The organism is Amycolatopsis sp. NPDC043887, from assembly GCF_056435665.1.
In genome coordinates this window covers 385,362-409,163 of record NZ_JBWKEB010000003.1, presented here as the reverse complement: position 1 = coordinate 409,163, position 23,802 = coordinate 385,362, and the positions used below count along the sequence as shown (strand labels likewise).

20 protein-coding genes are annotated in these 23,802 nt (G+C 70.3%); 13 read left to right on the top strand and 7 right to left on the bottom strand.

Features of this window, described 5'->3' with window-relative positions:
* Window positions 1-2: 2 nt before the first annotated feature.
* A complete protein-coding gene (locus tag AC069H_RS11330) occupies window positions 3-1,433 on the bottom strand; it encodes a S8 family peptidase (RefSeq protein ID WP_478232164.1) in 1,431 nt (476 codons plus the stop codon).
* 536 nt (window positions 1,434-1,969) lie between these two features.
* On the opposite strand from AC069H_RS11330, the gene AC069H_RS11325 reads away from it, so the two are divergent.
* The 5 genes from AC069H_RS11325 to proB all read left to right on the top strand — a co-directional run bounded on the left by AC069H_RS11325 (window position 1,970) and on the right by proB (window position 8,512).
* Complete coding sequence (locus tag AC069H_RS11325; protein WP_478232163.1) at window positions 1,970-5,050, top strand: translation initiation factor IF-2 N-terminal domain-containing protein; 3,081 nt, start codon at window positions 1,970-1,972, stop codon at window positions 5,048-5,050.
* Between the two features lie 170 nt (window positions 5,051-5,220).
* The gene (rplU, locus tag AC069H_RS11320) at window positions 5,221-5,535 is read left to right on the top strand and encodes a 50S ribosomal protein L21 (RefSeq protein ID WP_005158538.1); all 315 of its coding nucleotides are present in this window, start codon (window positions 5,221-5,223) and stop codon (window positions 5,533-5,535) included.
* A gap of 38 nt (window positions 5,536-5,573) precedes the next feature.
* Window positions 5,574-5,831, top strand: a complete 258-nt coding sequence (gene rpmA / locus AC069H_RS11315; protein WP_007034782.1) for a 50S ribosomal protein L27 — start codon at window positions 5,574-5,576, stop codon at window positions 5,829-5,831.
* A 111-nt stretch (window positions 5,832-5,942) separates the two neighbouring features.
* On the top strand, window positions 5,943-7,406 hold the full coding sequence (obgE, locus tag AC069H_RS11310) for a GTPase ObgE (protein ID WP_340685497.1): 1,464 nt from the start codon (window positions 5,943-5,945) through the stop codon (window positions 7,404-7,406).
* Window positions 7,403-8,512, top strand: coding sequence for a glutamate 5-kinase (gene proB / locus AC069H_RS11305; protein ID WP_043847979.1), 1,110 nt, complete (start codon window positions 7,403-7,405; stop codon window positions 8,510-8,512). Before obgE ends, proB begins: the two co-directional genes overlap by 4 nt.
* Here proB and AC069H_RS11300 read toward each other — a convergent pair.
* From AC069H_RS11300 to AC069H_RS11290, 3 genes are all read right to left on the bottom strand, one after another.
* Window positions 8,509-9,195 (bottom strand): hypothetical protein, encoded by a 687-nt coding sequence (locus tag AC069H_RS11300; protein ID WP_478232162.1) that lies wholly within the window; start codon window positions 9,193-9,195, stop codon window positions 8,509-8,511. The two genes, proB and AC069H_RS11300, sit on opposite strands and share 4 nt — an antisense overlap.
* 2 nt (window positions 9,196-9,197) lie before the next feature.
* Entirely contained in the window at window positions 9,198-9,692 is a 495-nt protein-coding gene (locus AC069H_RS11295) for a SigE family RNA polymerase sigma factor (RefSeq protein ID WP_478232161.1), read from the bottom strand.
* A gap of 77 nt (window positions 9,693-9,769) precedes the next feature.
* Window positions 9,770-10,405 carry a TetR/AcrR family transcriptional regulator gene (locus AC069H_RS11290; protein WP_478232160.1) on the bottom strand — a complete coding sequence of 212 codons (636 nt, stop codon included), beginning with the start codon at window positions 10,403-10,405 and terminating at the stop codon, window positions 9,770-9,772.
* 91 nt (window positions 10,406-10,496) lie between these two features.
* Here AC069H_RS11290 and AC069H_RS11285 point away from each other — a divergent pair, with 91 nt between their 5' ends.
* Entirely contained in the window at window positions 10,497-11,771 is a 1,275-nt protein-coding gene (locus AC069H_RS11285; protein ID WP_478232159.1) for an FAD-dependent oxidoreductase, read from the top strand.
* Here AC069H_RS11285 and argS read toward each other — a convergent pair.
* The 3 genes from argS to AC069H_RS11270 all read right to left on the bottom strand — a co-directional run bounded on the left by argS (window position 11,766) and on the right by AC069H_RS11270 (window position 17,047).
* Entirely contained in the window at window positions 11,766-13,490 is a 1,725-nt protein-coding gene (gene argS / locus AC069H_RS11280; RefSeq protein ID WP_478232158.1) for an arginine--tRNA ligase, read from the bottom strand. The genes AC069H_RS11285 and argS overlap by 6 nt on opposite strands.
* Before the next feature lie 72 nt (window positions 13,491-13,562).
* Window positions 13,563-14,849: an MFS transporter gene (locus tag AC069H_RS11275; RefSeq protein WP_478232157.1), complete on the bottom strand. Its 1,287-nt coding sequence runs from the start codon at window positions 14,847-14,849 to the stop codon at window positions 13,563-13,565.
* Window positions 14,850-14,941: 92 nt separating this feature from the next.
* Complete coding sequence (locus AC069H_RS11270) at window positions 14,942-17,047, bottom strand: RecQ family ATP-dependent DNA helicase (RefSeq protein ID WP_478232156.1); 2,106 nt, start codon at window positions 17,045-17,047, stop codon at window positions 14,942-14,944.
* Between the two features lie 216 nt (window positions 17,048-17,263).
* On the opposite strand from AC069H_RS11270, the gene nadD reads away from it, so the two are divergent.
* The 7 genes from nadD (at window position 17,264) to AC069H_RS11235 (ending at window position 23,794) form a co-directional block, all read left to right on the top strand.
* The gene (nadD, locus tag AC069H_RS11265) at window positions 17,264-17,896 is read left to right on the top strand and encodes a nicotinate-nucleotide adenylyltransferase (protein ID WP_478227671.1); all 633 of its coding nucleotides are present in this window, start codon (window positions 17,264-17,266) and stop codon (window positions 17,894-17,896) included.
* 22 nt (window positions 17,897-17,918) lie between these two features.
* Entirely contained in the window at window positions 17,919-18,323 is a 405-nt protein-coding gene (gene rsfS / locus AC069H_RS11260) for a ribosome silencing factor (protein ID WP_016332398.1), read from the top strand.
* Entirely contained in the window at window positions 18,320-18,934 is a 615-nt protein-coding gene (locus AC069H_RS11255) for a histidine phosphatase family protein (RefSeq protein WP_340685488.1), read from the top strand. Before rsfS ends, AC069H_RS11255 begins: the two co-directional genes overlap by 4 nt.
* Before the next feature lie 4 nt (window positions 18,935-18,938).
* Window positions 18,939-19,667: a diglucosylglycerate octanoyltransferase gene (gene octT / locus AC069H_RS11250; protein ID WP_478232155.1), complete on the top strand. Its 729-nt coding sequence runs from the start codon at window positions 18,939-18,941 to the stop codon at window positions 19,665-19,667.
* A 10-nt stretch (window positions 19,668-19,677) separates the two neighbouring features.
* Entirely contained in the window at window positions 19,678-20,523 is an 846-nt protein-coding gene (locus AC069H_RS11245; RefSeq protein WP_478227673.1) for a DegV family protein, read from the top strand.
* Window positions 20,524-20,669: 146 nt separating this feature from the next.
* Window positions 20,670-21,392, top strand: a complete 723-nt coding sequence (locus AC069H_RS11240; protein WP_478227674.1) for a ComEA family DNA-binding protein — start codon at window positions 20,670-20,672, stop codon at window positions 21,390-21,392.
* A complete protein-coding gene (locus tag AC069H_RS11235) occupies window positions 21,389-23,794 on the top strand; it encodes a ComEC/Rec2 family competence protein (protein ID WP_478232154.1) in 2,406 nt (801 codons plus the stop codon). Before AC069H_RS11240 ends, AC069H_RS11235 begins: the two co-directional genes overlap by 4 nt.
* Window positions 23,795-23,802 lie beyond the last annotated feature (8 nt).

The following is a 23,802-nucleotide window of genomic DNA, read 5'->3' as shown; positions in this document are numbered from 1 at the left end:
CGTCACCGGGCCGGGTTCGCGCCGGTCCGCCGGGGCGCCACCGCGGCCAGCGCGTCGACCATCCCATGCCCGTAGAAGCCGTTGAATCCCGCGTATCCGGTGCAGTACGCGTCCTGCGAGCCGTCACCGGTCAGGTCGTAGTCGGCGGGACACGCGATCGGGGTGGCCTGGGCGTCCAGTGTCCGCCTCAGCTGGCGGGCGCCGTAGCCGGGATGCTTCGACGCGAGCAACGCCGCGACCCCGGCGACGTGCGGCGCCGCCATCGACGTCCCGCACAGCGGTGCGTATCCGCCGGGAACGGTCGAAAGCACGCATCGCCCGGCCTCGCCGCCGGGAGCGGCCACGTCGATCACGCCCAGTCCGTACGAGCTGTAGCCGGCCTTGACCCGCTCCTCGCTCACGGACGACACCGCGACGACGTCACGCAGGCCCGCGGGCAGCGCCTGGCAGCCTTCGGAGCCGGACCGGGCACCCGAGCGCGGCGACGGCACCAGCTCGGAGGCCTCGTTGGTCGCCGCCGCGATGGTGAGGGTGCCCGCCGAGGTCGCGTACTCGACGGCACGGGCCATGACCTCGTTCACCACGCCCCGTTCGTCGTTGTGGGCGCACGAGAGCGACCACGGGTCGACGAAGTAGCTGCTGTTCGTCACCGCCATGCCCTGTGAGGCGGCCCACATCAGCCCGCAGACGGCGGCTTCGGGGTCGGCGTACCCGCGATCGTCGATCACCTTCACCGAGGCGATCCGGACGCCGGGCGCCACCCCGGTGACGCCTTTGCCGTCGTCGGCCGCGGCGATGATCCCCGCGACGTGGGTGCCGTGCACTGACGTCGTCGCGGCCCAATTGCGGTCGGGCACGCCGGTCAGGCAGCCCGCGGACTTCTCGGGGTCGAGGGCGCTCGCCAGTTCGGGATGGGCGGGGTCGACGCCGGAGTCGAGGATGCCGACGACGACGTCCCGGTCGCCCGGCTCGATCACGCGGGCCTTGTCGGCGCCGATCGCGCGCATGTCCCACTGTTCGCCGGTGCGGTCGGTGGAAGGGACCTTCGCCGGATCCGTCGGCTGGAGTTCGGCGCGAGCGGGCGCGGATCTGGCCGGTGACGAGCCGTTGGCCCGCTGCACCGCCAGCCGTTCCGCCTGCGCGCTGAACGCGGCGGCGGGCCGGACCAGTTCGGCGAACGCACGGTCGGCCGAGGTCGCCACGGCCACCGCGATCTGCGGATAGTAGGTCGTCGTGCTGCCACAGCCTCCGTCGATGGCGGCCCTGGCCTCGGCCTCGGAAGTGCCCTTGTCGAAGGCGACGACGTAACGCAGCGCCCGTCCCTGGGGATGACACGATGGCGCGGCCTCGGCCGTCGCCACAGCGGCGACCGAGCCGCAGAGCACCACCAAGGCGCACACGGCCGCTCGCAGGGACCGCCCCAGCAGGGACACCGGACCTCCCACCGGAGAACATCGGACAACGAGGGCACCGCGGCCTGGGCTGGGCTGGACGTCGGTACCCCCCGAGCGGCACGCTAGCCACCCTCGGCCGGGTCGACAAGCTCTTCCGCGAAGTTCGCTCGGCCGGTGGCCGCGGCGCGCCCGGGAGCAGGCTCTGTGGCACCGAGTACACCGGAGTGGGGCCGGGGTGTGGGATACTCGCGGTGGCCGCTGGCCGACGGGCACACGTGAGAGGTGGCGCTCGCGGTCTCGTGGCCCGGTGGTGTGCTGCACATCCTCCACACGCGTCGCCGCTGTATGAGGCTCGACGACGTGGCGGGCGGCCCGATGTCGCGAACGTGGCCAGCGCTCCGCCGAGCAGACCTTCAGCCGTACGCGGCGCCCGGACAACCCCGGCGCCGTCGCGGTGCCGGGCAAGGATTCCCGCTGCTGGTGACCACCACGGCGGAACGAACAGAAAGGGGCCCCTGCGCGGCCGCGTCGAGCCGGTGTGAGCCAGCCGACGCGCCCGGGGGCGGAGGAGATATATGTCGAACGCGGACACACCCGCCGTCACCGGCGGGAATACCGCCACACCCATCGCAGGCCAGCTGGGCGAACTGCCTCCCCGGATCCGGGTGCACGCGCTGGCGAAGCTGCTGGGATCCAACAGCCGTGAACTGATGGCCAAGCTCGGTGAGCTCGGCGAAACCGTCCGGAGCGCGCAGTCCAGCGTCACCCGTGAGGTGGCGCACAAGCTCGCCGAAGCCCTCGCCGGCGGAGACGAGCCCGAAACCGCCGAGGCGGCCCCTGCCGCCGAAGCTCCCGTCGCCGAGACCCCGGCGGCTCCCGAGACCAAGCCCGAGGCCGAGCCGGAGCCCGCCTCCCAGGTGGAGGCCCCTTCGCGGCGTGTTCCGCCCGCGCTCGCCGCCCCGGTGACGCCGGAGCCGCCGCAGCCGACGACCAGGCCCGCGAAGGCGGCCGTGCACGTCCCGGTGTTCGCCGCGCCGTCGCCGGTGTTCCTGCCGCCGGAGCCCGTCGCGGCGAAGCCCGTCCGCAAGCCGGAGCCCGCCTTCGCCCCGACCGAGGAAACCGCCTCCGACGAGGACGAGACGCAGACCGAGCAGGCCGAAGGCCACGGCACCGACGAGGACGGTGACGACGCCAACGGCCGTCGCCGCCGTCGTCGCGGGCGTCGTGGTCGCGGCCGGGGCAAGGGCGGCGACGAGAGCTCGGCCGAGTCCGAGAACGAAGACGAGCAGCCCGAAGCCCCGCGTAACCGTCAGCAGCGCGCGAAGGACAAGGACGCAGAGGCCGAAGAGGCCGGCGCCGAGACCGCCGAAGAGGCGTCCGCCGAGGCCGATTCGGAAACCGAGGGCGATTCGGATGGTGGCAGCAAGCGCCGCCGTCGCCGCCGCCGTCGCAAGGGCGGGGACGACGACAACGCCGAGGCCACCAGCGACGACCCGCCCAATACGGTCGTCCACGTGCGCCAGGCCAAGGCCGCCGAGATCGAGCGTCCCGCCAGGGACGAGGTCCGCAGCGTGCGCGGGTCGACCCGGCTCGAGGCCAAGCGCCAGCGCCGCCGGGACGGCCGCGAGGCGGGCCGTCGTCGTGCGCCGATCCTGTCCGAGGCCGAGTTCCTCGCCCGCCGCGAGTCGGTCGAGCGCACCATGGTCGTCGCCGAGAAGGGCGACTCCACGCAGATCGGCGTGCTCGAGGACGGTGTCCTGTGCGAGCACTTCGTGACCTCGTCGGGCACCGGCTCGATCGTCGGCAACGTGTACCTCGGCCGCGTGCAGAACGTGCTGCCGTCGATGGAGGCCGCCTTCATCGACATCGGCCGCGGCCGCAACGCCGTGCTCTACGCCGGTGAGGTCGACTGGGACGCCGCCGGTCTCGAGGGCAAGGCCCGCAAGATCGAGCAGGCGCTCTCCACCGGCGACTCCGTGCTGGTCCAGGTCACCAAGGACCCGGTCGGGCACAAGGGCGCCCGCCTGACCACGCAGATCTCGCTGCCGGGCCGCTTCCTGGTCTACGTGCCCGCGGGCGGCGCCACCGGCATCTCCCGGAAGCTCCCGGAGAACGAGCGCCGTCGCCTGAAGGACATCCTCAAACGCATCGTCCCCGAGGACGCCGGTGTGATCATCCGCACCGCGTCCGAAGGCATCAGCGAGGAGGAGCTGGACCGCGACGTCCGCCGCCTCAAGGCGCAATGGGACGTCATCAAGGAGAAGGCCGAAGCAGGCAACGGCGGCAAGAAGAACAGCGCCCCGGTCATGCTCTACGAAGAGCCGGACCTGCTGGTCAAGGTCGTGCGCGATCTGTTCACCGAGGACTTCGCCAAGCTGGAGATCCAGGGCGACAAGGCCTGGGACACCATCTACAACTACGTGCAGCACGTGGCGCCGGACCTGGCGGATCGCGTCAAGCGGTACACGGGCACCGGTTCGGCCTTCGCCGACCACCGGATCGACGAGCAGATCACCAAGGCGCTGGACCGCAAGGTCTGGCTGCCCTCGGGTGGTTACCTCGTCATCGACCGCACCGAAGCGATGACGGTCATCGACGTCAACACCGGCAAGTTCACCGGATCGGGTGGCAACCTCGAAGAGACGGTGACCAGGAACAACCTGGAGTCGGCGGAGGAGATCGTCCGCCAGCTCCGGCTCCGGGACATCGGCGGCATCATCGTCATCGACTTCATCGACATGGTGCTCGAATCCAACCGCGAGCTCGTGCTGCGACGGCTGACCGAATGCCTCGGCCGCGACCGCACGCGTCACCAGGTCGCCGAGGTCACCTCGCTCGGCCTGGTGCAGATGACCCGCAAGAAGATCGGCACCGGGCTGCTCGAAGCGTTCTCGACGCCGTGTGAGCACTGCAAGGGCCGTGGCGTGGTCGTCTCGACCGAGCCGCAGCGCACCGGTGGTGGCGGAAACGGCCACAACCACGGCGGCGGTGGTGGCGGTGGCGGCAAGGAGCAGGGCTCACGCCGGTCCCGCGGCCGGGGCAAGGGCGAGGATCAGGGCCAGAACGAGCCCGCCGCGGCCAAGACCGAGGCGCCGACGGCGCCTGCTCAGCGCGAGTCGGTGGTTTCGGCGGTCCAAGCCGTGGCCAACGCCACCAAGGCGGCCAAGGGCGAGCACTCGCACGAGGCCACCGAGAACGTCGAGGGCGCCGCGCTCAACGGCCACGCCCCTCAGGTGGCTGAGCGGCCCGCTGAGCCGGTGGCGGCGGATTCGGAGCCCGTTGCCGACGCGACCGTCGAACAGGCGGCCGAGGCGGCTTCCGAGCCGGTGCGGGAGCCGGTCGCCGAGGCGCCCGCGTCCGAACTCGCCGGTGAGCCGGTGACGACTTCGGACGACGAGGCTCCGGCCGTGCGTGAAGAAGAGATCGCCGTCGTCGCGGAATCCGGCCCGGAGCCCGAAACACCCGAGATTCCGGTGACTGCTGAGACCGTTGTGACGGAAGAGGTTTCCGCGTCCGAGACCCCGGTGGCCCAGGAGGAGACCGAGCCCGAGGTGGACGTCCCGGCCCCGGCCGTGCGCTCCACGACCCGCCGTCGTCCGCGACGGGCGGCCTCACGACCGGCCGGTCCGCCGGTCAAGGCGTCGGAAAAGAGCTAGTGAACACCTAGGGGCACCCCGGTGTGATCGCACCGGGGAGCCCCACGTAACCTATAGAGCGGCCCGCCACTTAGCGGCGGGCACCTTGCGCAGAATCTGCCCACCGAGAATTTCTTGTTGGGCCGGGTCACGCAAGCCCCCACCCGTTGTCGAGTAAGCAGGAGACTTCCGTGTCGGCGTACGCGATCGTCAAGACTGGCGGCAAGCAGTACAAGGTGGCCGTCGGCGACGTCGTCGAGGTCGAGAAGCTCGAAGGCGAGCCGGGTACCGAGCACACCTTCCCCGCAGTCCTTTTTGTGGACGGTGGCGACGTCACCACGGACGCCGACGCGCTGGCGAAGGTCTCGGTCACCGGCAAGGTCGTCGAGCAGACCAAGGGTCCGAAGATCCGGATCCACAAGTTCAAGAACAAGACCGGCTACCACAAGCGCCAGGGTCACCGGCAGAAGCTGACCCGCGTCGAGGTCACCGGCATCTCCAAGTAGGACTTTCTCCGGATCTTCGTCAGAAAGAGGATTGAGCCATGGCTCACAAGAAGGGTGCGTCCAGCTCCCGCAACGGTCGCGATTCGAACGCGCAGCGACTGGGCGTCAAGCGTTACGGCGGTCAGGAAGTCAACGCGGGCGAGATCTTGATCCGCCAGCGTGGCACCAAGTTCCACCCCGGCGTGAACGTCGGCCGTGGCGGCGACGACACGCTGTTCGCGCTGGCCGCCGGTGCGGTCCAGTTCGGCGAGAAGCGTGGCCGCAAGACGGTCAACATCGTGCCGACCGAAGCCTGAGTTCCGGCTTCGAGTTAGAACCTCTGACGAGGGGTGGGCCGGAATATCCGGGCCCACCCCTCGTTTGTTTTATGTATCCCCCTTTTTCTCGAGAGTGAATAGAGGCAAGTCATGGCGTCCCGGTTCGTGGACCGAGCGGTGATCCATCTGGCCGCCGGCGACGGTGGGAACGGCTGCGCCTCGGTGCACCGCGAGAAGTTCAAGCCCCTCGGCGGCCCGGACGGCGGCAACGGCGGCAACGGCGGCGACGTGCTGCTGGTCGTCGACCCGAACGTCCACACGCTGCTCGACTTCCATTTCCGCCCGCACGCCCGAGCCGGCAACGGCAAGCTGGGCCAGGGCGGCAACCGCGCCGGTGCGGCGGGGGAGACGCTGGAGATGCGCGTCCCGTCCGGCACCGTCGTGATGACCGAGGACGGCGAGATCCTGGCCGACCTGGTCGGCCCCGGCACCACCTTCGTCGCCGCGCAGGGCGGCCGTGGCGGTCTCGGCAACGCCGCGCTGGCCTCCAAGGCCCGCCGGGCACCCGGATTCGCGCTGCTGGGCGAGCCGGGAGAGTCCCGCGACCTCGTTCTGGAGCTGCGCTCCGTCGCCGACGTCGGTCTCCTCGGCTTCCCGTCCGCGGGCAAGTCGTCGCTGATCTCGGTGCTGTCGGCCGCCAAGCCGAAGATCGCCGACTACCCGTTCACCACGCTGGTGCCGAACCTCGGCGTGATCACCGCCGGCTCGACCGTGTTCACCATGGCCGACGTCCCTGGGCTGATCCCCGGCGCGAGCGAGGGCAAGGGCCTCGGCCTCGACTTCCTGCGCCACATCGAACGCTGCGCGGTGCTGGTGCACGTCGTCGACTGTGCGACCTTCGAGCCTGGGCGCGACCCGCTGTCCGACATCGACGCCCTCGAAGAGGAGCTCGCCCGCTATACCCCGAGCCTCGGCGGCGACCTCGCCGACCGGCCGCGTGTGGTGGTGCTGAACAAGATCGACATCCCGGACGCCGCCGAACTCGCCGAGTTCGTGCGCCCGGAACTGGAAGCCCGCGGGCTCAGCGTGTTCGAGATCTCCACGGCGTCGCGGCAGGGCCTGAAGGAACTGACCTACGCGCTCGCCGCCGTCGTCGAGAAGTACCGCGCCGACCAGCCTGCCCCCGAGCCGGCGAAGGTCGTGCTCCGGCCGATGGCCGTCGACGACGCCGGCTTCACCGTCGAGCTCGACCCGGAGGAGGAAGGCGCGTTCATCATCCGCGGCTCCCGACCGGAACGGTGGATCCGGCAGACCAACTTCGGCAACGACGAAGCCGTGGGGTACCTCGCGGACCGGCTCAACCGGCTGGGTGTCGAGGAAGTGCTGGCACGCAAGGGCGCCGTGCCCGGCAGCCCCGTCACCATCGGCGACGTCCAGTTCGAGTGGGAGCCGTCGACCCCGGCCGGGGTCGCGGTGCACCTGTCGGGCCGGGGCACGGACGTGCGGCTGGAGAACACCAGCCGGATCGGTGCCGCCGAGCGCAAGGAAGCCCGCCGGATCCGTCGTGACGGTCCGGACGGCATCGAAGACGAAGACGAGATGGACGACGAGTGAGCTCAACCCGGGTGGCGATCGCCGACGCGAAGCGGGTGGTCGTCAAGGTCGGTTCCTCAGCGCTGACCACCGCCGGCGACGGTCTCGACGTGACCAGGCTGGACGCTCTGGTGGACGCGATCGCCGACCGGGTCTCCCGCGGCACGCAGATCGTGCTGGTGTCCTCGGGCGCGATCGGCGCGGGACTCGCGCCGCTCTCGCTCGGCAAACGGCCGCGTGACCTCGCCACCCAGCAGGCCGCGGCCAGTGTCGGCCAGCTCGCGCTGGCGCACGCCTACGCCGAGTCGTTCGGCCGCTTTTCCCTGACCGTGGGCCAGGTTCTGCTGACTTCGGACGACGTCGTTCGCCGTGCGCACTACCGCAACGCGCAGAACACGTTCACCCGGCTGCTGGCCCTCGGCGCGGTTCCCGTGGTCAACGAGAACGACACCGTGGCCACCGAAGAGATCCGCTTCGGCGACAACGACCGGCTGGCCGCGCTGGTGGCTCACCTGATCGGCGCCGACGCGCTCGTCCTGTTGTCCGATGTGGACGGTCTGTACGACGGGGATCCCCGTGACGGAGCGACCCGCAAGATCGCCGAGGTCGCCGGGGAGTCCGATGTGGACGGAATCACCGTCGGCATGTCGAGCTCCGGGCTCGGCACCGGCGGCATGGTCTCGAAGCTCGCAGCCGCTCGTACCGCCGCCGGCGCTGGAATCCCAGTCCTGCTCGCCGCCGCTTCCGAGGCAGCGCGCGCCCTGACCACCGCCGAGGTCGGCACGGCTTTCGCCGCCGCGGACTCCCGGCTGTCGGCCCGCCGGTTCTGGCTGGGCTACGCCGCGGGCGCGTCCGGGAAACTGCACCTCGACGACGGCGCGGTCGCGGCCGTCGTCCGCCGCCGCCGCTCGTTGCTGGCCGCCGGGATCACCGGCGTCGACGGGGACTTCCAAGCCGGCGACGTCGTCGACCTGGTCGATCTTCGACAGCGGACCGTGGCGCGCGGGGTCGTGGCCTTCGACGCGGGCGAACTGCCCGACCTCATCGGCCGCTCCAGCCACGACCTCCCCGCGGAACAACGCCGTGAGGTCGTCCACGCGGACGACCTCGTCCCGCTGCGCCGTTAGGGCACCAGGCCCGGGGTCAGGGCGATTTCGCGGACCTGCGCCTCGCTCAGCGGCGGCCGCGCGTTGTCGCCGCCGTCGGTGGAGACCTCCACGATCGCCGTCTCGGTTTGATAGGCCGCCCCGTAGGAGAGGTGACCGTCCTTTTCTCCGGTCGTCGTCTCGATCAGGGTCCCGCCGTCGATCAGGCTCGCCGAGCAGGTGGCCGGGACTGGATCCAGTCTGCGACAGGCCACCCCCGTGGAGAGCAGCGTTCCGTTGTTGGGCAGCACGGTCACGGACAGCGAGCCGTCGCGAACCGGGTACACCAGGCGGTAGCCGTTCCCCTTGCCGATCGGGATGGCCTTCAGGTCGAACGGGGTGTCCGAGCCGAGAGTGACCCGGGCCCGGACCGTCGCTTCGAGCACGCAGGAGAGCCGGGCCTTCGCCGCTTCAGTCGTTTCCTCAGTCGACTTCGCGCCGCAGGGTGAAGCCGCGGCCGGCTCGTTCCGGTCGGGAAGCGCGATGATCGCGGTTCCAGCCGGAAATCCCGCCGCGGCCAAGGCGACTGACGCGACCACTGTCGTCAGACGGCGCCGTCGTGACCGGCGGCCCGCGGCGAGCACGCCGTCGCCGGTGAGCCCGACGGGCGGCTCGGCCTCGGTCACGTACTCCTTCAGCGCGGAGCGGACGTCCTGGTCTTCCATGACTACTCCTTGCTCGTCGGGGAGGGCAGGACGGCGCGCAGTGCTTCGATCCCACGGGCGGTCTGGCTCTTTACCGTGCCTTCGGCGACACCGAGCAGCGAAGCCACTTCGGCGACCGAGAGGTCCTCGAGGAAGCGGAGAACGACCATCGCGCGCTGGCGCGGCGTCAGGCCGCTGAGCACCCGCTCGAGATCGATCCGATCGTGGCTGTCGTAGCCCGGGGGGGGGGCGGCCCGGTCCGGAGGCGTCGAGGTCACCAGTTCCCGGCCGTGTTTTCGCTTCCGGCCGAGGAAGAGGTTGAGCAGGATCCGGCGCGCGTAGGCGTCGACGGTGTCCGGTCGCACCCGCCGCCAACGCCGGTACAACTGGACGAACGTGGCCTGCACCAGGTCCTCGGCGCCGTGCCAGTCGCCGCACATGCCGAACGCCAGCCGCCGGAACCGCTGCACGCGGGCCGCGAAGTACTCGCTGAAGTCGGCGTCTCTCGCTTGTCCCACCGGCCACCCCCTCTTCTTCGTGCCCTCTCTAGTCCGGCGGGGGCCCGAAAGGTTCAAGCGACAGCGGGGGACCTTTGCTACCGCTTCCCCTGATCGGCGAGGTGGCCGACGAGGCGCGCCAGCTGTTCGCCGTAGGCCTCGGCGAACTCGGCCGACGCGGGGTCCTGCCCGGAGACCGCGCGTACGACGCGAGGCAGTGCCAGCGCGGCACTGGACGCGGCCATGAAGATCACCAGCAGGAAGCCGGGGTCGAGGTCGGCAGGGAAGTCGCCCGCGGCCTGCCGGGCCCGTACGTACTCCACCTGCCGCTGGAGGAACCCGCGCTGGCCCTCGACGCCGACCGCGTCGGGGGCGCCGTCGGTCAGGTTCTCCCAGAGGAACAGCTTGGCGAGGTCGTGATCCCGGACTCCCGACTGGGCGAAGAACCGGACGACCTCCGCGAACGGTTTCTCGTGGTCGGCGGCCGCGACGTAGTCGTCGTACATCGTCGCGGTCAGCGCGTTGTACAGCCCTTCCTTGCCGCCGAAGTAGTACGAGATCAGCTGCTTGTTCACGCCCGCTTTCACGGCGATCTCGCTGACGCGTGCCGCGGCGTAGCCCTTCGCGCCGAACTCGGCCTTCGCCGCCTCCAAGAGCTGTTTCTTCGTGCGCTCGGGATCGCGCTGGCGTTCGACGGGGGCGCGGCGAGGGCTGCGTGGGGCGGATTCGGACATGGGGTTCAGCTTAGCCGCTGACTCTTTCAAACGTATAGTTGACCGTATCATCCGTCTGGATGATAGTTGTCTGCGGAGAGAGGAGAAACCCGTGACCACGAGAATCGCGATCATCGGCGGCGGAACGGGCGGGCTCTGTTTGGCGCAGGGATTGCGCAAGGCGGGGATCGACGTGTCCGTCCACGAGCGCGGCCGCACCCGGATCGAACGCCTGCAGGGCTATCGCGTGCACATCAATCCGCACGGTTCGGCCGCACTGCACGAATGCCTTCCGCCTGAGCTCTGGCAACGCTTCCTGGACACCACGGGCACCACCAGCGGACCGTTCACCTTCGTCACCGAGCGGCTGCAGGACCTGATGGTGATCGACAGCGAGCTCATATCGAGCCCCGATCCCGCGTCGGACCACCACTCGGTCAGCCGGATCAGCCTCCATCAGGTGCTGTCCGACGGGCTCGACGGAGTTCTCCACCACGGCAAGGAGTTCGTCGGCTACCGCCGCCAAGGCGAGGTGGTCGTCTGCGAGTTCGCCGACGGCAGCACCGTCGAGGCCGACTTGGTCATCGGCGCCGACGGGGCCAATTCCCGGGTGCGCAAACAGTTCCTGCCCGAAGCCGACCGGGTGGACACCGGGATCATCGCCATCGCGGGCAAACACCCCTTGACCGACGAGACCCGCAAGCGTTTGCCTTCCCGGCTCACCGACGGCCCGAGCATGGTGATGCCGCGAACCGGCGCGGGGCTGTTCAGCGCGCCGCACGAGCTGAGCGGCGCCCTGTCTGTCGACGACGAGACTGCCGAGTACGACCCCGTCCTGTTCGACAACACCTCGAGTTACGTCATGTGGGCGTTCGCCGCGGACCGCCGACGCTATCCGGACGGCCTGTCGTCATTGTCCGGGTCCGCTCTGCGGTCCCTGGTGCTGGACCTGATCGACGACTGGGCCCCCGCGTTCAAGGAGCTGGTCGCCGGCTCGCCCGAGGGGTCGGTGTCCCGGCTGCCGATCTTCACTTCGAAACCCGTCGCTCCCTGGCCGACGAGCAACGTCACCCTGATCGGCGACGCGATCCACAGCATGACCCCGTTCCGCGGCATCGGGGCGAACACCGCCCTCCGGGACGCGCAGCTGTTGTGCCGCAACCTCGTCGAAGTACGGAAGACCGGCGCGGTGCGCTCCGCGGTCGCCGACTACGAGCAGCGGATGCGGGACTACGGTTTCGCGGCGGTGCGCGACTCGGAACGCAGCGCCCGCCAGTTCGTGTCGGAGAACCGGGCGGGCCGCACGATGGCGCGAGGAATGTTCCGCTTCTTCCAGGCGGTCCCTCCGTTGAAGCGCAAGGTCTTCAGCGACCACGGCGACTCATAGCCGGGCAGGGGTCGAGATGCCGAGCAGGGACAAACCCAGTGTCAGCGTCTTCGAAGTGAGCTCGGCCAGCAGTAGACGCGAGTCGCGGACGCCGGGACCTTCCGCGTCCAGTACCGGGCACTGTACGTAGAACCGCGAGAAAACGACCGCGGTTTCGTACAGGTAGGTGCACAGCTTGTGGGGGAGATGCCCGGCGGTCGCCGCGCCGACCGCCTCGGGAAAGCGGGCCAGCGCGAGTGCCAGCGCTCGTTCCGCGGGATGGCCGAGCAGGATCCGCGCGCCGGTGAGGTCCTGGCCCGCCTTCGCCAGCACGGAACGGATCCGTGCGTTGGCGTACTGCAGGTAGACCGACGTGTTTCCGTCATGGGAGAGCATCCGGTCCCAGGAGAAGACGTAGTCACGCTCGCGATCGCCGGAAAGATCGGCGTACTTGAGCGCGCCGATCCCGATCGCCTCGGCGACCTCTTCCCGCACGCCGGGGGAGAGGTCGCCCCGGCCATCGATCACTTCGGCGGCGTGGGAGACCGCCTCGGTGAGCAGGTCGGAAAGACGGACCGACTCGCCCGCCCGGGTCTTCATGGCACGCCCGTCTTCACCGAGCACCGAACCGAACCCGATGTGCTCGGCCCGATGGTCGTCACGGAGCCAGCCGGCGGCCCGGCACACGGCGAACACCATCGCGAAGTGCTGCGCTTGCGGCGCTCCGACGACGTAGAGCAGGTCGGTCACCCCACGTTGTTCCGTCCAGTACCGCAAGGTCGCGAGATCGGTGGCCGCGTAGCCGTATCCACCGTCCCGCTTCCGCACGATGAGCGGCAGCGGATCGCCTTCCCGGTTACGGAAACCGTCGGGAAAGACGCAGACCGCGCCATCGCTGATCTCGGTCAGCCCGGCGGCGGTCAGGTCGTCCACGACGGCGGCGAGAAACGGGTTGTAGAAGCTCTCGCCGTAGATGTCCTCATCGGTCAGGTCGATGCCGAGGAGTTCGTAGACCTGAGTGAAATGCCGTGTCGACTCGTCGACCAGACGCCGCCACAGCGACAAAGTCTCATCGTCACCGCTTTGCAGGAGCACTACACGATTCCGAGACCGGGCCGCGAAGTCGTCGTCGCTTTCGAACTTCGTCCGGGCGGCCCGGTAAAAGCCGTTGAGATCGCCGATCGTGTAAGGACCCGACGGGCGCTCGTCGAGCAGATGCTCGATCAGCATGCCGAACGGCGTACCCCAGTCGCCGAGGTGGTTGTGCGGGATGACCTCATGCCCGGCGAACCGCGCCAGCCGCGTGATCGCGTCACCGATGACGGTCGACCGGAGGTGTCCGGCGTGCATTTCCTTCGCCACGTTCGGACTGCTGTAGTCGATGGCGATCCGCCGTGGACGCGGCGTCACCGCGACGCCCAGCCGTGGGTCACCGTTGAGCGCGGTCGTCCGCTCCGCCAGCCAGGACGAGCGCAGCGTGAAGTTCAGGAAGCCCGGCCCCGCGACCTCGGGTGGTTCGGCGAGGTCGGCGACGTCGAGCCGCGACACGATGTCGGCGGCGATCTCCCTCGGTGGCTTGCCGAGTCGCTTGCCCAAGCTCATCGCGAGATCGCACTGATAGTCGATCCCGTCCCGCGCGGAGACCCGCACCAGTGCGGACGGAGGTTCGATGTCGGTGACGTGACGAAGGGCATCCACCACGCGTCGCGCCAATTCCTCGCTTACATCGCCGAACAACACGGTGTCCCTCCTTCGCGCTCGTCGTAGGAGCGCGAGGGTAGCCACCTCGTCACGTCATCGGCGACGGAGTTTTCAGCGCAGGTCGCTGCCCTTGGTCTCCGGCAAGGTGCGAATGACGAAGAACGCGATCACCGCTCCGGCGGCCACGTACCAGAAGAACAGCGTGGACAACCCCGCGTCGGACAGCGCGGTGAGCACCAGGGGAGCGGTCCCGCCGAACAACGCGACGGTCAGGTTGTACCAGGCGCCGATGCCAAGACCGCGCAGTTCGGTGGGGAACAGCTCGCTCATGATCGCGGGCGCGATCGACGTCATCGCCGTGTACAGGCAGAGCCCGACGCAGAACACGACCAGCAGGCCCGGCAGCCCCGGCCTGACCAAAGTGGATAGCGGGACGATGAGGATCGCGGTCGCCGCCGCCCAGACGAGTAGCTGTGGCTTGCGGCCGAAGCGATCCGACAAGGCGCCCATCGGGTATTGAAGCGCGACGAACAAAGCCGTCGCGATCGACAACGCGAGGAACACGTCGACGTCGTCGGCCTTGCGGGTCTTGACCGCGAAGGAAGTCAGGGCGCTGAAGAACGTGTAGTAGCAAAGGGTCGACAGCATCGAGAAGCCCACGAGCTGCACGACGGCCCGCGGGTGCTCGCGGAGGGTGGTGCGCAGCGGACGCTCGACCCGGCGCGCGGTCGACTTCTTCTCCTCGAAGATCTCGGTCTCGGCGAGGCTGCGCCGGAGCCACAGGCCGATGATGCCGAGAACACCGCCGAGCAGGAACGGGATCCGCCAGCCGTACGCGGTCAGGTCCGCCTTGGACATCGTCCGCGCGAGCACGAATCCGAGGATCGAGGCGAGCAGGACGGCGGAACCGGTCGAGATGTAGAAGAAGGCGGAGTACCGGCCGCGGCGGGCGGGCGGCGCGATCTCACCGAGGTAGGCCGAAGCGTTGGAGACCTCACCGCCGAGCGACAGTCCTTGCGCCACCCTGGCCAGCAGCAACAGGATCGGGGCCAGCCAGCCGACCTGGTCGAACGTCGGCAGGAGACCGATGGCCACCGAGCCGCCCGCCATCAGCACGATGGTCAGGATCATCGCCGGCTTCCGGCCCCTGACGTCGGCGAACCGGCCGAGCAACATCCCGCCGAGCGGGCGGAAGAAGAACGCCAACGCGTAGGTGGCGAAGGTGTTGATCAACGCCAGGGCTTCGTTGCCCTTCGGGAAGAACTCACTGGCGAAGTAGATGCTGAAGGTCGCGTAGATGGTCCAGTCGAACCATTCCAGCGCGTTGCCGACACTGGCGGCGAACAACTTCTTCACCGGGAGCCGATGCCCCAGCCGCTCCGTCGTTGAGTCCGCCATCGGCACCTCCGTACTCGCGCGTGGACGGAACCTTGCCAGAAAGTCCCCGCGCGGGAAAGAACCTGTCGAATGTCGGGATCGGGGCTCTTCGGTTACGAGGTGCTGGCGAGAGCGAACGGCAGCACCGCACGGGCTCCGGCCTGGCGGAGCAGGCGCGCGGACAGCGTCATCGTCCATCCGGTGTCGATGAGGTCGTCGACCAGCAGGATCGGGCCGTCGGTCGCGGCCACTCGCACCGACAGGTCCTCGGGGAGGCTGAGGCGTTTCCACAGATCGGCCAGCCGTTGCGCGCTGTTCGCCTGACGCGGGGGCGGCCCCGCCGAGGCGACGGCGCCCAGGTACTCCAGGCGTCCGATCGAGGCCAGCTTCGTCGCCAGGCTGTGGACCAGCTCAGGTCGCGTGGCGGAAGGCACTTCCACCACTGCCACCGGGCGCTCCGGCCACTGCCAGCCCTTGAGCACTTCGATACAGGCTTGGAAGACCGGGTCGGGGAGTTCGGTGTCCACCGCGGCCGGGCCGACGAGTTCGCGCAGCCGCGTGCCCCAGCCTACGTCGGTCACCCGGCCGACGACCTGGCCGGTTTCGGCCTGCTCGCCCGCCGGCAGCCGCCCGGAAAGCGGAACGTCCAGCCCGGCCATCCCGGTCGGCCACATCTTCCGCGGCGCGACCTCGACCCCGGGACGGCGCAGCCGTTGCCGGGTGGCGTCGACGACGTCGTCGGAAATCGTGGTGTCCCAATGCTTTCCGGTGCAGTTGTCACAGCGCCCGCAGGGTGTCGCTTCGGGATCGTCGAGCTGCTTCCGGAGGAACTCCATCCGGCAGCCGGTGGTCTCCAGGTACGCCAGCATGGCGTTCTGCTCGTTGGTCCGCGCCGCGCTTACTCGCGCGTAGCGTTCCTTGTCGTAGCGCCAGTCTTCGCCGGTGCCTTCCCAGCCGCCTTTCACCCGGCGGACGGCGCCGTCGACGTCCAGCACCTTCAGGACCATCTCCAGCCGGGAGCGGGAGAGCTCCACGAACGGTTCGAGTGCCGGTGTCGACAGTGGACGGTCCGCGTACGCCAGCGCGTTCAGCACCTGGGTCACCCGGAGTTCGTCCGGAAACGCCAGCGAACCGAAGTACGCCCAGATGTCCTTATCCTCGTGGCCAGGCAGCAGGATCACTTCGGCGCGGTCGACGCCACGCCCGGCACGGCCGACCTGCTGGTAGTACGCGATCGGCGAGGACGGGGCGCCGAGATGGACCACGAAGCCCAGGTCCGGCTTGTCGAACCCCATGCCCAGTGCCGAAGTGGCCACCAAGGCCTTGACGTTGTTGTTCAGCAGATCGTCTTCGGCTGCCTGCCGGTCCGCCGGATCGGTCTTCCCGGTGTAGGCGGCGACCGGGTAGCCGCGCTCGGTCAGCAATCCCGCGACGTCGTGCGCGGCGGCGACGGTGAGCGTGTAGATGATGCCGGAGCCCGGCAACTCCGCCAGGTGCTCGGCCAGCCAGGCGAGCCGGGCCTGCGACGTCGGCAGCCTGGCCACCGACAGATGCAGGCTTTCGCGGTCCAAGCTGCCGCGGAGGACGAGGGTGTCGCCCCCGTTGCCGATGCCGAGCTGCTCGGCGACGTCGGTCGCCACGCGGTCGTTCGCGGTCGCGGTGGTGGCGAGCACCGGGACACCTTCGGGCAGGTCCTTCAGCAGTGTCCGCAGCCGCCGGTAGTCCGGACGGAAGTCGTGGCCCCAGTCCGAGATGCAGTGCGCCTCGTCGACCACGAGCAGGCCGGCGGTCGCGGTCAGCTTCGGCAGGACGGTGTCGCGGAAGTCCGGGTTGTTGAGCCGCTCCGGGCTGACCAGGAGGACGTCGACCTCGCCTGCCGCGATCGCCGCCTGGACCTGATCCCACTCCTGCGGGTTCGCGGAGTTCATCGTCGCCGCGTGGATACCCGCCCTCGCCGCCGCGGAGATCTGGTTGCGCATCAGCGCGAGCAACGGCGAGATGATCACCGTCGGGCCGTTGCCGCGCTCCCGCAGCAACGCGGTGGCCAGGAAGTACACCGCGGACTTCCCCCAGCCGGTGCGCTGCACGACGAGCGCGCGACGGCGGTGCGCGACCAGCGCCTCGATGGCCGTCCACTGGTCGTCACGCAGGCGGGCGCCCTCGCCCGCCAACGACTGGAGGAGGGTCTCGGCGCGATCCCGGAGAGTCGATGTGTCCACGTCCCCACCTCTACCCCATGCCACCGACGAAGTCGCGATCGGCATGTCCATCCATGCCCCCGCCGCCACCCTCAACGGAGGCGCTTCGCGCCCAACTTGGCTTCGAAACGGACCGTTCATCCATGGAACGGACTGTAATGTGATCCAGATCACCACCGGTCGGTGGGTCCGGCGACCCGAGCGTGGAGCCTCGAGCGCTGTATAGGCTCACGACCCATGTCACCACGCAGGATCGGGGTCATGGGCGGCACGTTCGACCCCATTCACCACGGGCACCTCGTCGCGGCCAGTGAGGTCCAGGCGCGGTTCGCGCTCGACGAAGTCATCTTCGTGCCCACCGGCCAGCCGTGGCAGAAGTCCGACAGGGTGGTCACCCGCGCCGAGGACCGCTATCTGATGACGGTGATCGCGACGGCGTCCAACCCCGTGTTCTCGGTCAGCCGCGTCGACATCGACCGCGTCGGGCAGACCTACACCGTCGACACCCTGCGCGACCTGCGTGCCGAATACCCGGACGACCAGCTGTTCTTCATCACCGGCGCGGACGCGCTCGAACAGATCCTCACCTGGCGCAACGCCGACGAGCTGTTCGACCTGGCGCATTTCATCGGCGTCACCAGGCCCGGCTACCGCCTCAATTCGCAGCATCTGCCGAGCGGGAAGGTGAGCCTGGTCGAGGTGACCGCGATGGCGATCTCGTCCACCGCGTGCCGCGAGCGCGTCGAAGGCGGGGAGCCCGTCTGGTACCTCGTCCCCGACGGTGTGGTGCGCTACATCGCCAAAAAGGACCTCTATCGCAAAGACCGGGGTTCCCCACCGGGTACCCTCGTCGGGCGCACCCGCGAGTAAAACCATCTGTTTGAGGAGAACTGTGACAGCCACGTCCGAGGCACGAGAGCTGGCCGTAGCGGCCGCCCATGCGGCGGCGGACAAGAAGGCGAGCGACGTGGTCGTGCTGGACGTGTCCGACCAGCTGGTGATCACCGACGCCTTCGTCATCGCCTCCGCGCCCAACGAGCGCCAGGTCGGCGCCATCGTCGACAACGTCGAGGAGCAGCTCCGGCTCGGCGGGCACAAGCCCGTCCGCCGTGAGGGCGCCCGTGAGGGCCGCTGGGTCCTGCTGGACTACGTCGACGTCGTCATCCACGTCCAGCACCAGGAGGAACGCTCCTTCTACGGTCTCGAGCGGCTCTGGAAGGACTGCCCGCGGATCGAGGTCGCCGGTCTGGAGACACCCGCCGAGGAGGACCCCGCCGACGCGCAAGGCGCCTCGTGAGCCCGCGGCGGCTGGTGCTCTGGCGCCACGGCGAGACCGACTACAACGCGGCGGGCCGGATGCAGGGGCATCTGGACTCCGCGTTGACCCCGGTCGGCTGGAACCAGGCCAGGTTCGCCGTGCCCGCGCTCGCCCGGTTCTCTCCGGATCTGGTGATCGCCTCGGATCTGCGCCGCGCCACCGACACGGCCACCGTGCTCACGGAGGCCATCGGCGTCCCGCTGCGGATCGACAAGCGTCTCCGGGAAACCCATCTGGGTGAATGGCAGGGCTTCACCGGCCAGCAGGTCGACGAGACGTACCCCGGGGAACGCGCACGCTGGCGCGTCGACGCGACCTGGGCGCCGCCCGGTGGTGAGTCGCGGGTCGACGTCGCCGAACGGGCGTTGGAGGTCGTCGCGGACCTGGACCAGCCCAATTCCGGCGCGGGCGACGCGGTACTGCTGGCCACGCACGGCGGCCTGATCATCGCGCTGACCGCGAAACTGCTCGGCCTGCCGGTCGCCTCCTGGCCGTCGCTGGGCGGGATCGCGAACTGTCACTGGGTCGAGCTGACCAGACGCGACGGCAACTGGCGGCTGGCCGCCTACAACGCGGGCATCACCGGCTGATCCCATGGCCCCGCGCCTGCTGGTGTTCGGCGATTCCCTCAGTTTCCACGGCCCCGACGGCCCGCTCGCCGCCGACGACGCGCGCCTGTGGCCGAATATCGCCGCCGACGCGCTCGGGGGCGGTGGCGTGGACCTCGTCGCCGGGTTCGGCTGGACCGCCCGTGACGCCTGGTGGTCGTTGATCGGTGATCCGCGTGTCTGGGCCGATCTCCATCACGCCGACGCCGTCGTACTGGCCGTCGGGAGCATGGACACCCTGCCCTCGCCGCTTCCCACCTACCTTCGCACCGGCCTCCGCTACCTTCGGCCCGACCCGCTGCGGCGCGTGGTACGCAAGGCGTATCTGGCCGCTCAGCCGCGGCTCGCGATCGCCCTCCGAGGACGTCCGGTGGTCCTGCCGTCGAAGCTCACCGTCCAGTATCTCGACACCGCTGTCGGAGCTTTGCGCACGCTGCGACCGGAGCTGCCGGTCTTCGGCATGCTGCCCTCCGTGCATCGATCCGACTCGTACGGCCGCGTCCACACCGCCCGCGCCGGTGCCGCCGCGGCCATCGCCGACTGGGGCCGGCGCGCGGACGTCCCGCTGCTGGATCTCGGAGCCGTCGTCGGCGACCACGTGCTGAGCGGGCGGGGCAATCCGGACGGGCTGCACTGGGGGTGGGAGGGACATGCCGCCGTCGGCGCGGAAATGGCCCGCCTGATGGCCCCGGTGCTCCGCTCCGCGGCAACGTAGGCTGACTGCCGTGTCGGTCGCCGTAGTCACGGATTCCACCGCCCACCTGCCGGAAGGCTTCGCCGAACGGAACGGGATCCGGGTGGTCCCGCTGCACGTCCTCGTGGACGGTGTCGTTTTCCTCGACGGCGTCGAAATGGGCCCCGCCGCTCTGGCCGAGGCACTCGGCAAACGCAGCCTGGTGACGACGTCCCGGCCGACGCCCACCGAATTCGTCAAGGAGTTCCGGGCGGCGCTGGCCGAGGGTGCGGACGCCGTCGTGTCGGTGCATCTGTCCAGGGAGTTGTCCGGGACCTGGGAGGCCGCGGTGCTCGCGGCCCAGGAGGTCGGGCCGGACAAGGTGCGCGTGGTCGATTCGCGCAGCACCGCGATGGGACTCGGCTTCGCCGCCCTGTGCGCGGCGAGTGCCGCCGCGGACGGGGCCGACCCCGCCGAGGTGGAGGCCGCCGCGGTCGACGCGGTGGGCCGCTCGGAGACCCTGTTCGCCGTCGAAACCCTCGAATACCTGCGTCGCGGCGGGCGGATCGGTCCGGCGGCCGCCCTGCTCGGCACGGCGCTCGCGGTGAAACCGGTGCTCCACATGTCCGACGGCCGGATCCAGCCGTTGGAGAAGGTGCGGACGATGAATCGCGCGGTGGCGCGGCTGGTCGAACTCGCCGTGAAAGCGGCCGAAGGCGGGCTCGCCGACATCGCCGTCCACCATCTCGCTTCGCCCGAGCGCGCCGTCGAACTGGCCAACCGGCTCGAGGAATCCATCAACTGCCCGGACGGGTGCGTGGTCTCGGAGATCGGCGCCGTCATCGGGGCCCACACCGGCCCCGGCGTGCTCGGCGTCGTGATCCAGCGAGCGGGCTGAGGAAACCGTCCAGCGTCGCATACGACCCCGACGGAAACCGGTGATCCGGTCTCGGCCGTGCCCTGGTTGTCCACAACACCCCACTTGTCCACAGCCTCGGGATTCACCACTGCCGCCCGCCGCTCCCGCTCCGTAGCGTCGGTCACGTGTTCGACCAAACCGCCCGTCCATCGGGACCCTCCGTCAACGCCAGGCTGGCGTGGCTGGCAGCGCAGCTGTCGTCGCCCACCCAGGGCCCGCCCGCGGGCAGGCTCGTACGCCGCTGGGTGCCCACCCGGTTCACGGCGGACGGGATCCCGGTGAGCCGGCGGTGGTTCGTCGTGGTGGCCGTGCTGATCGCGGTGGCCGTGATCGTGACCGGCGCGATCGCCTTGTTCGGACACCGGCCGGGGGCGGAGACCCCGCCTCCCCTGCCGTCGGCGAAGGCCGCCGGAGACGTCCCCGCCGCGGCGGGGAAGGCGCCTCTGGTGGTCAGCGTCGTCGGCCGGGTCCTCAAACCCGGCCTGGTCACGGTCCCTCCGGGCGCACGGGTCGCCGATGCCCTCACGGCGGCCGGTGGGGCACAGCCCGGAACGGATCTGACCGGAGTGAATCTGGCCCGGCGGCTCACCGACGGCGAGCAGGTGGGCGTCGGCGTCCCCGTTCCGGCCGCGGCCGGAACGGCGGCACCGCCGGGGAAGCTCGACCTGAACTCGGCCACGGCCGAGCAACTCGACACCCTGCCCGGGGTCGGCGAGGTGATGGCGAAACGCATCGTCGACTGGCGGTCCGGGCACGGCGGGTTCACCAGCGTCGAGCAACTCCGTGACGTAGAAGGGATCGGCGAATCCAAATATCGAAAGCTCCGGGAAGTGGTGTCCGTCGGATGAACCCGTCCGCCGATCCGTCCGAAGTGGACACCGCGTCGTGGCGAGGACAGGACTTGCGGTTGATACCGGCCGCGATGACTGCCTGGCTCGGCACTCTTTCCGGGCTGTTGGGCGGCTGGTGGATCACGATGCTCTGCGGTGCGGCCGCCGTGGTGCTCGCGATCGCCGCCGGTGTCCGTGCCCGCCGGACGGCGTCCCGGTGGGTGGCGGGCCTGGGTGCCCTGGCGGTCCTCGGCGTGCTCACCGCCGGCCCGGTGGCGCTGCGGATCCGGGCCGCCGAGCACGACGACCTCCGTGCCGCCGCCGCACGGGGGAGTGACGTCACCACGAGGGTGGTGGTCACCGAGCGGCCACGTCCGGTCCGCGGTGCCGGATACGCCGATCGCCGGGCAGGCACCCGCCTGGTGGTCATCGCCGCGACGGTGGACACCGCGGTGACGGGTGAGCGCGTGGTGGATTCGGCCGGCCGGATCCTCCTGCTCGCTCCCGCCGAGGGGTGGACGGCCCTGTTGCCCGGGCAGCAGGTCACCGCCTCAGGGCGGCTCGCGCCGTCGAAGGGGGCTGAACTGACGGTCGCGGTCCTTTCGGTGCGAGGCCCGCCGTCGGCCCTCGGGCCGGCGCCTTGGTGGCAGCGAGCCGCGGAATCGCTGCGCGCCGGGCTCCGGGAGCTGTGCGCCGTCCTCCCGGAGGAGCAGGCCGGTCTCGTGCCCGGGCTGGTCGTGGGGGACACGAGCACACTGTCCCCGAGGGTCGAACGCGAGTTCACGGACTCCGGCATGTCCCACCTGATGGCCGTGAGCGGTGGGAACGTGGCGATCGTCTGCGGCTCGATCCTTCTCCTGCTGAGGGTGCTCCGGATCGGGCCGCGGACCTCCGCCGCCGCGGCCGCCGCGGGGCTCGCCGGGTTCGTGGTCCTCGCCGGGCCCGCGCCCAGCGTGCTCCGCGCCGGGGTGATGGGGGCGGTCGGGCTGCTGGCGCTGGCACTGGGGCGCCGGGGTTCGGCGTTGCCCGCGCTGGCGTTCGCGGTGGCCGGGCTCGTAGTGGCCGACCCCGCGATGGCCGCCGACTTCGGGTTCGCGCTTTCGGTGCTGGCCACGGCCGGCCTGGTGCTGCTGGCGCCGAGGTGGGCGGAATGGCTGGTCGGACGCGGTGTCCCGGCAGGCTACGCCGAGGGGCTGACCATCCCGCTGGCCGCGTTCGTGGTGACGACGCCGGTCATCGCGGGCATGGCGGGATCGGTCAGTCTCGTCTCGGTGGTGACCAACGTGCTCGCCGCGCCGGTGGTCGCCCCGGCCACCGTGTTCGGCGTGCTCGCCACCGTCGTCGGCCCGTGGTGGCCGTCGGCGGGAAGGCTGCTGGTCCGCCTGACCGAACCCGAGGCGAGCTGGCTCATCACCGTGGCCCGCCACGGCGCCCGCGCACCGGGAGCGGTCCTGGACTGGCCGGACGGCTGGTGGGGCGGGCTTCTGGCGGCCGGACTGCTTGTCGTCCTGCTCGTCGCCATCCGGCTGCGGCACGCCAGGATCCTCCTGGCGGTCGCGCTGGCCGCCGGGCTGCTCGTCTTCGTACCGGTGCGAGTGCTGGCTCCGGCGTGGCCGCCGGCGTCGTGGAGTGCCGTCGCCTGCGACGTCGGGCAGGGCGATGCCGTCGTCCTCGCCACCGGCGAGCAAGGGCGGGCGGTCCTGGTCGACACCGGGCCGGAACCGGGGCCGGTCGACGAATGCCTGAGCAGGCTCGGCGTCGACCGGGTTCCGCTGATCGTGCTGAGTCATCTGCACGCCGACCACATCGGCGGCCTCGAATCCGTCTTCGAGGGCAGGTCGGTCGGGGCGGTCGCCGTCGGCCCCGGCCGGGCTCCCGCCTGGGCGTGGCAGCAGGTCGCGGACGAGACCGCGCGCCGCGGGATTCCCTTGCTGGAGCTGGAGATCGGGCAACGGCTGGACTGGCCGGGGTTGTCACTGGATGTACTGGGGCCGCGGTATGTCACCGGTCGATCGGTCCGCGAACAGGACGGCACGGTGATCAACAACGGTTCCGTCGTCCTGCGCGCCGGGACCCCGGCGGGCCGGGTGCTCCTGACGGGCGACATCGAGCTCGCCGCGCAGGCCGACCTGATGGCCGAGGGGGCAGAACTGCGTGCCGATATCCTGAAGGTCCCGCACCACGGAAGCCGTTACACGGCACCGGATTTCCTCAACGCCGTCGCGCCGCGGGCGGCGTTGGTGAGCGTCGGCGCCGGAAACACGTACGGGCATCCGAACAAGTCCACTTTGGACAATCTGGCCGCCGTCGGCGCGTCGGTCGCCAGGACGGACACGGACGGCGACACCGCGGTCCTCGCCGACGCGCGAGGCCTCGCCCTGGTACGCCGGGGTGAGCCCCGCGGCCCGCCTCGTACTTGAGGCGGGCC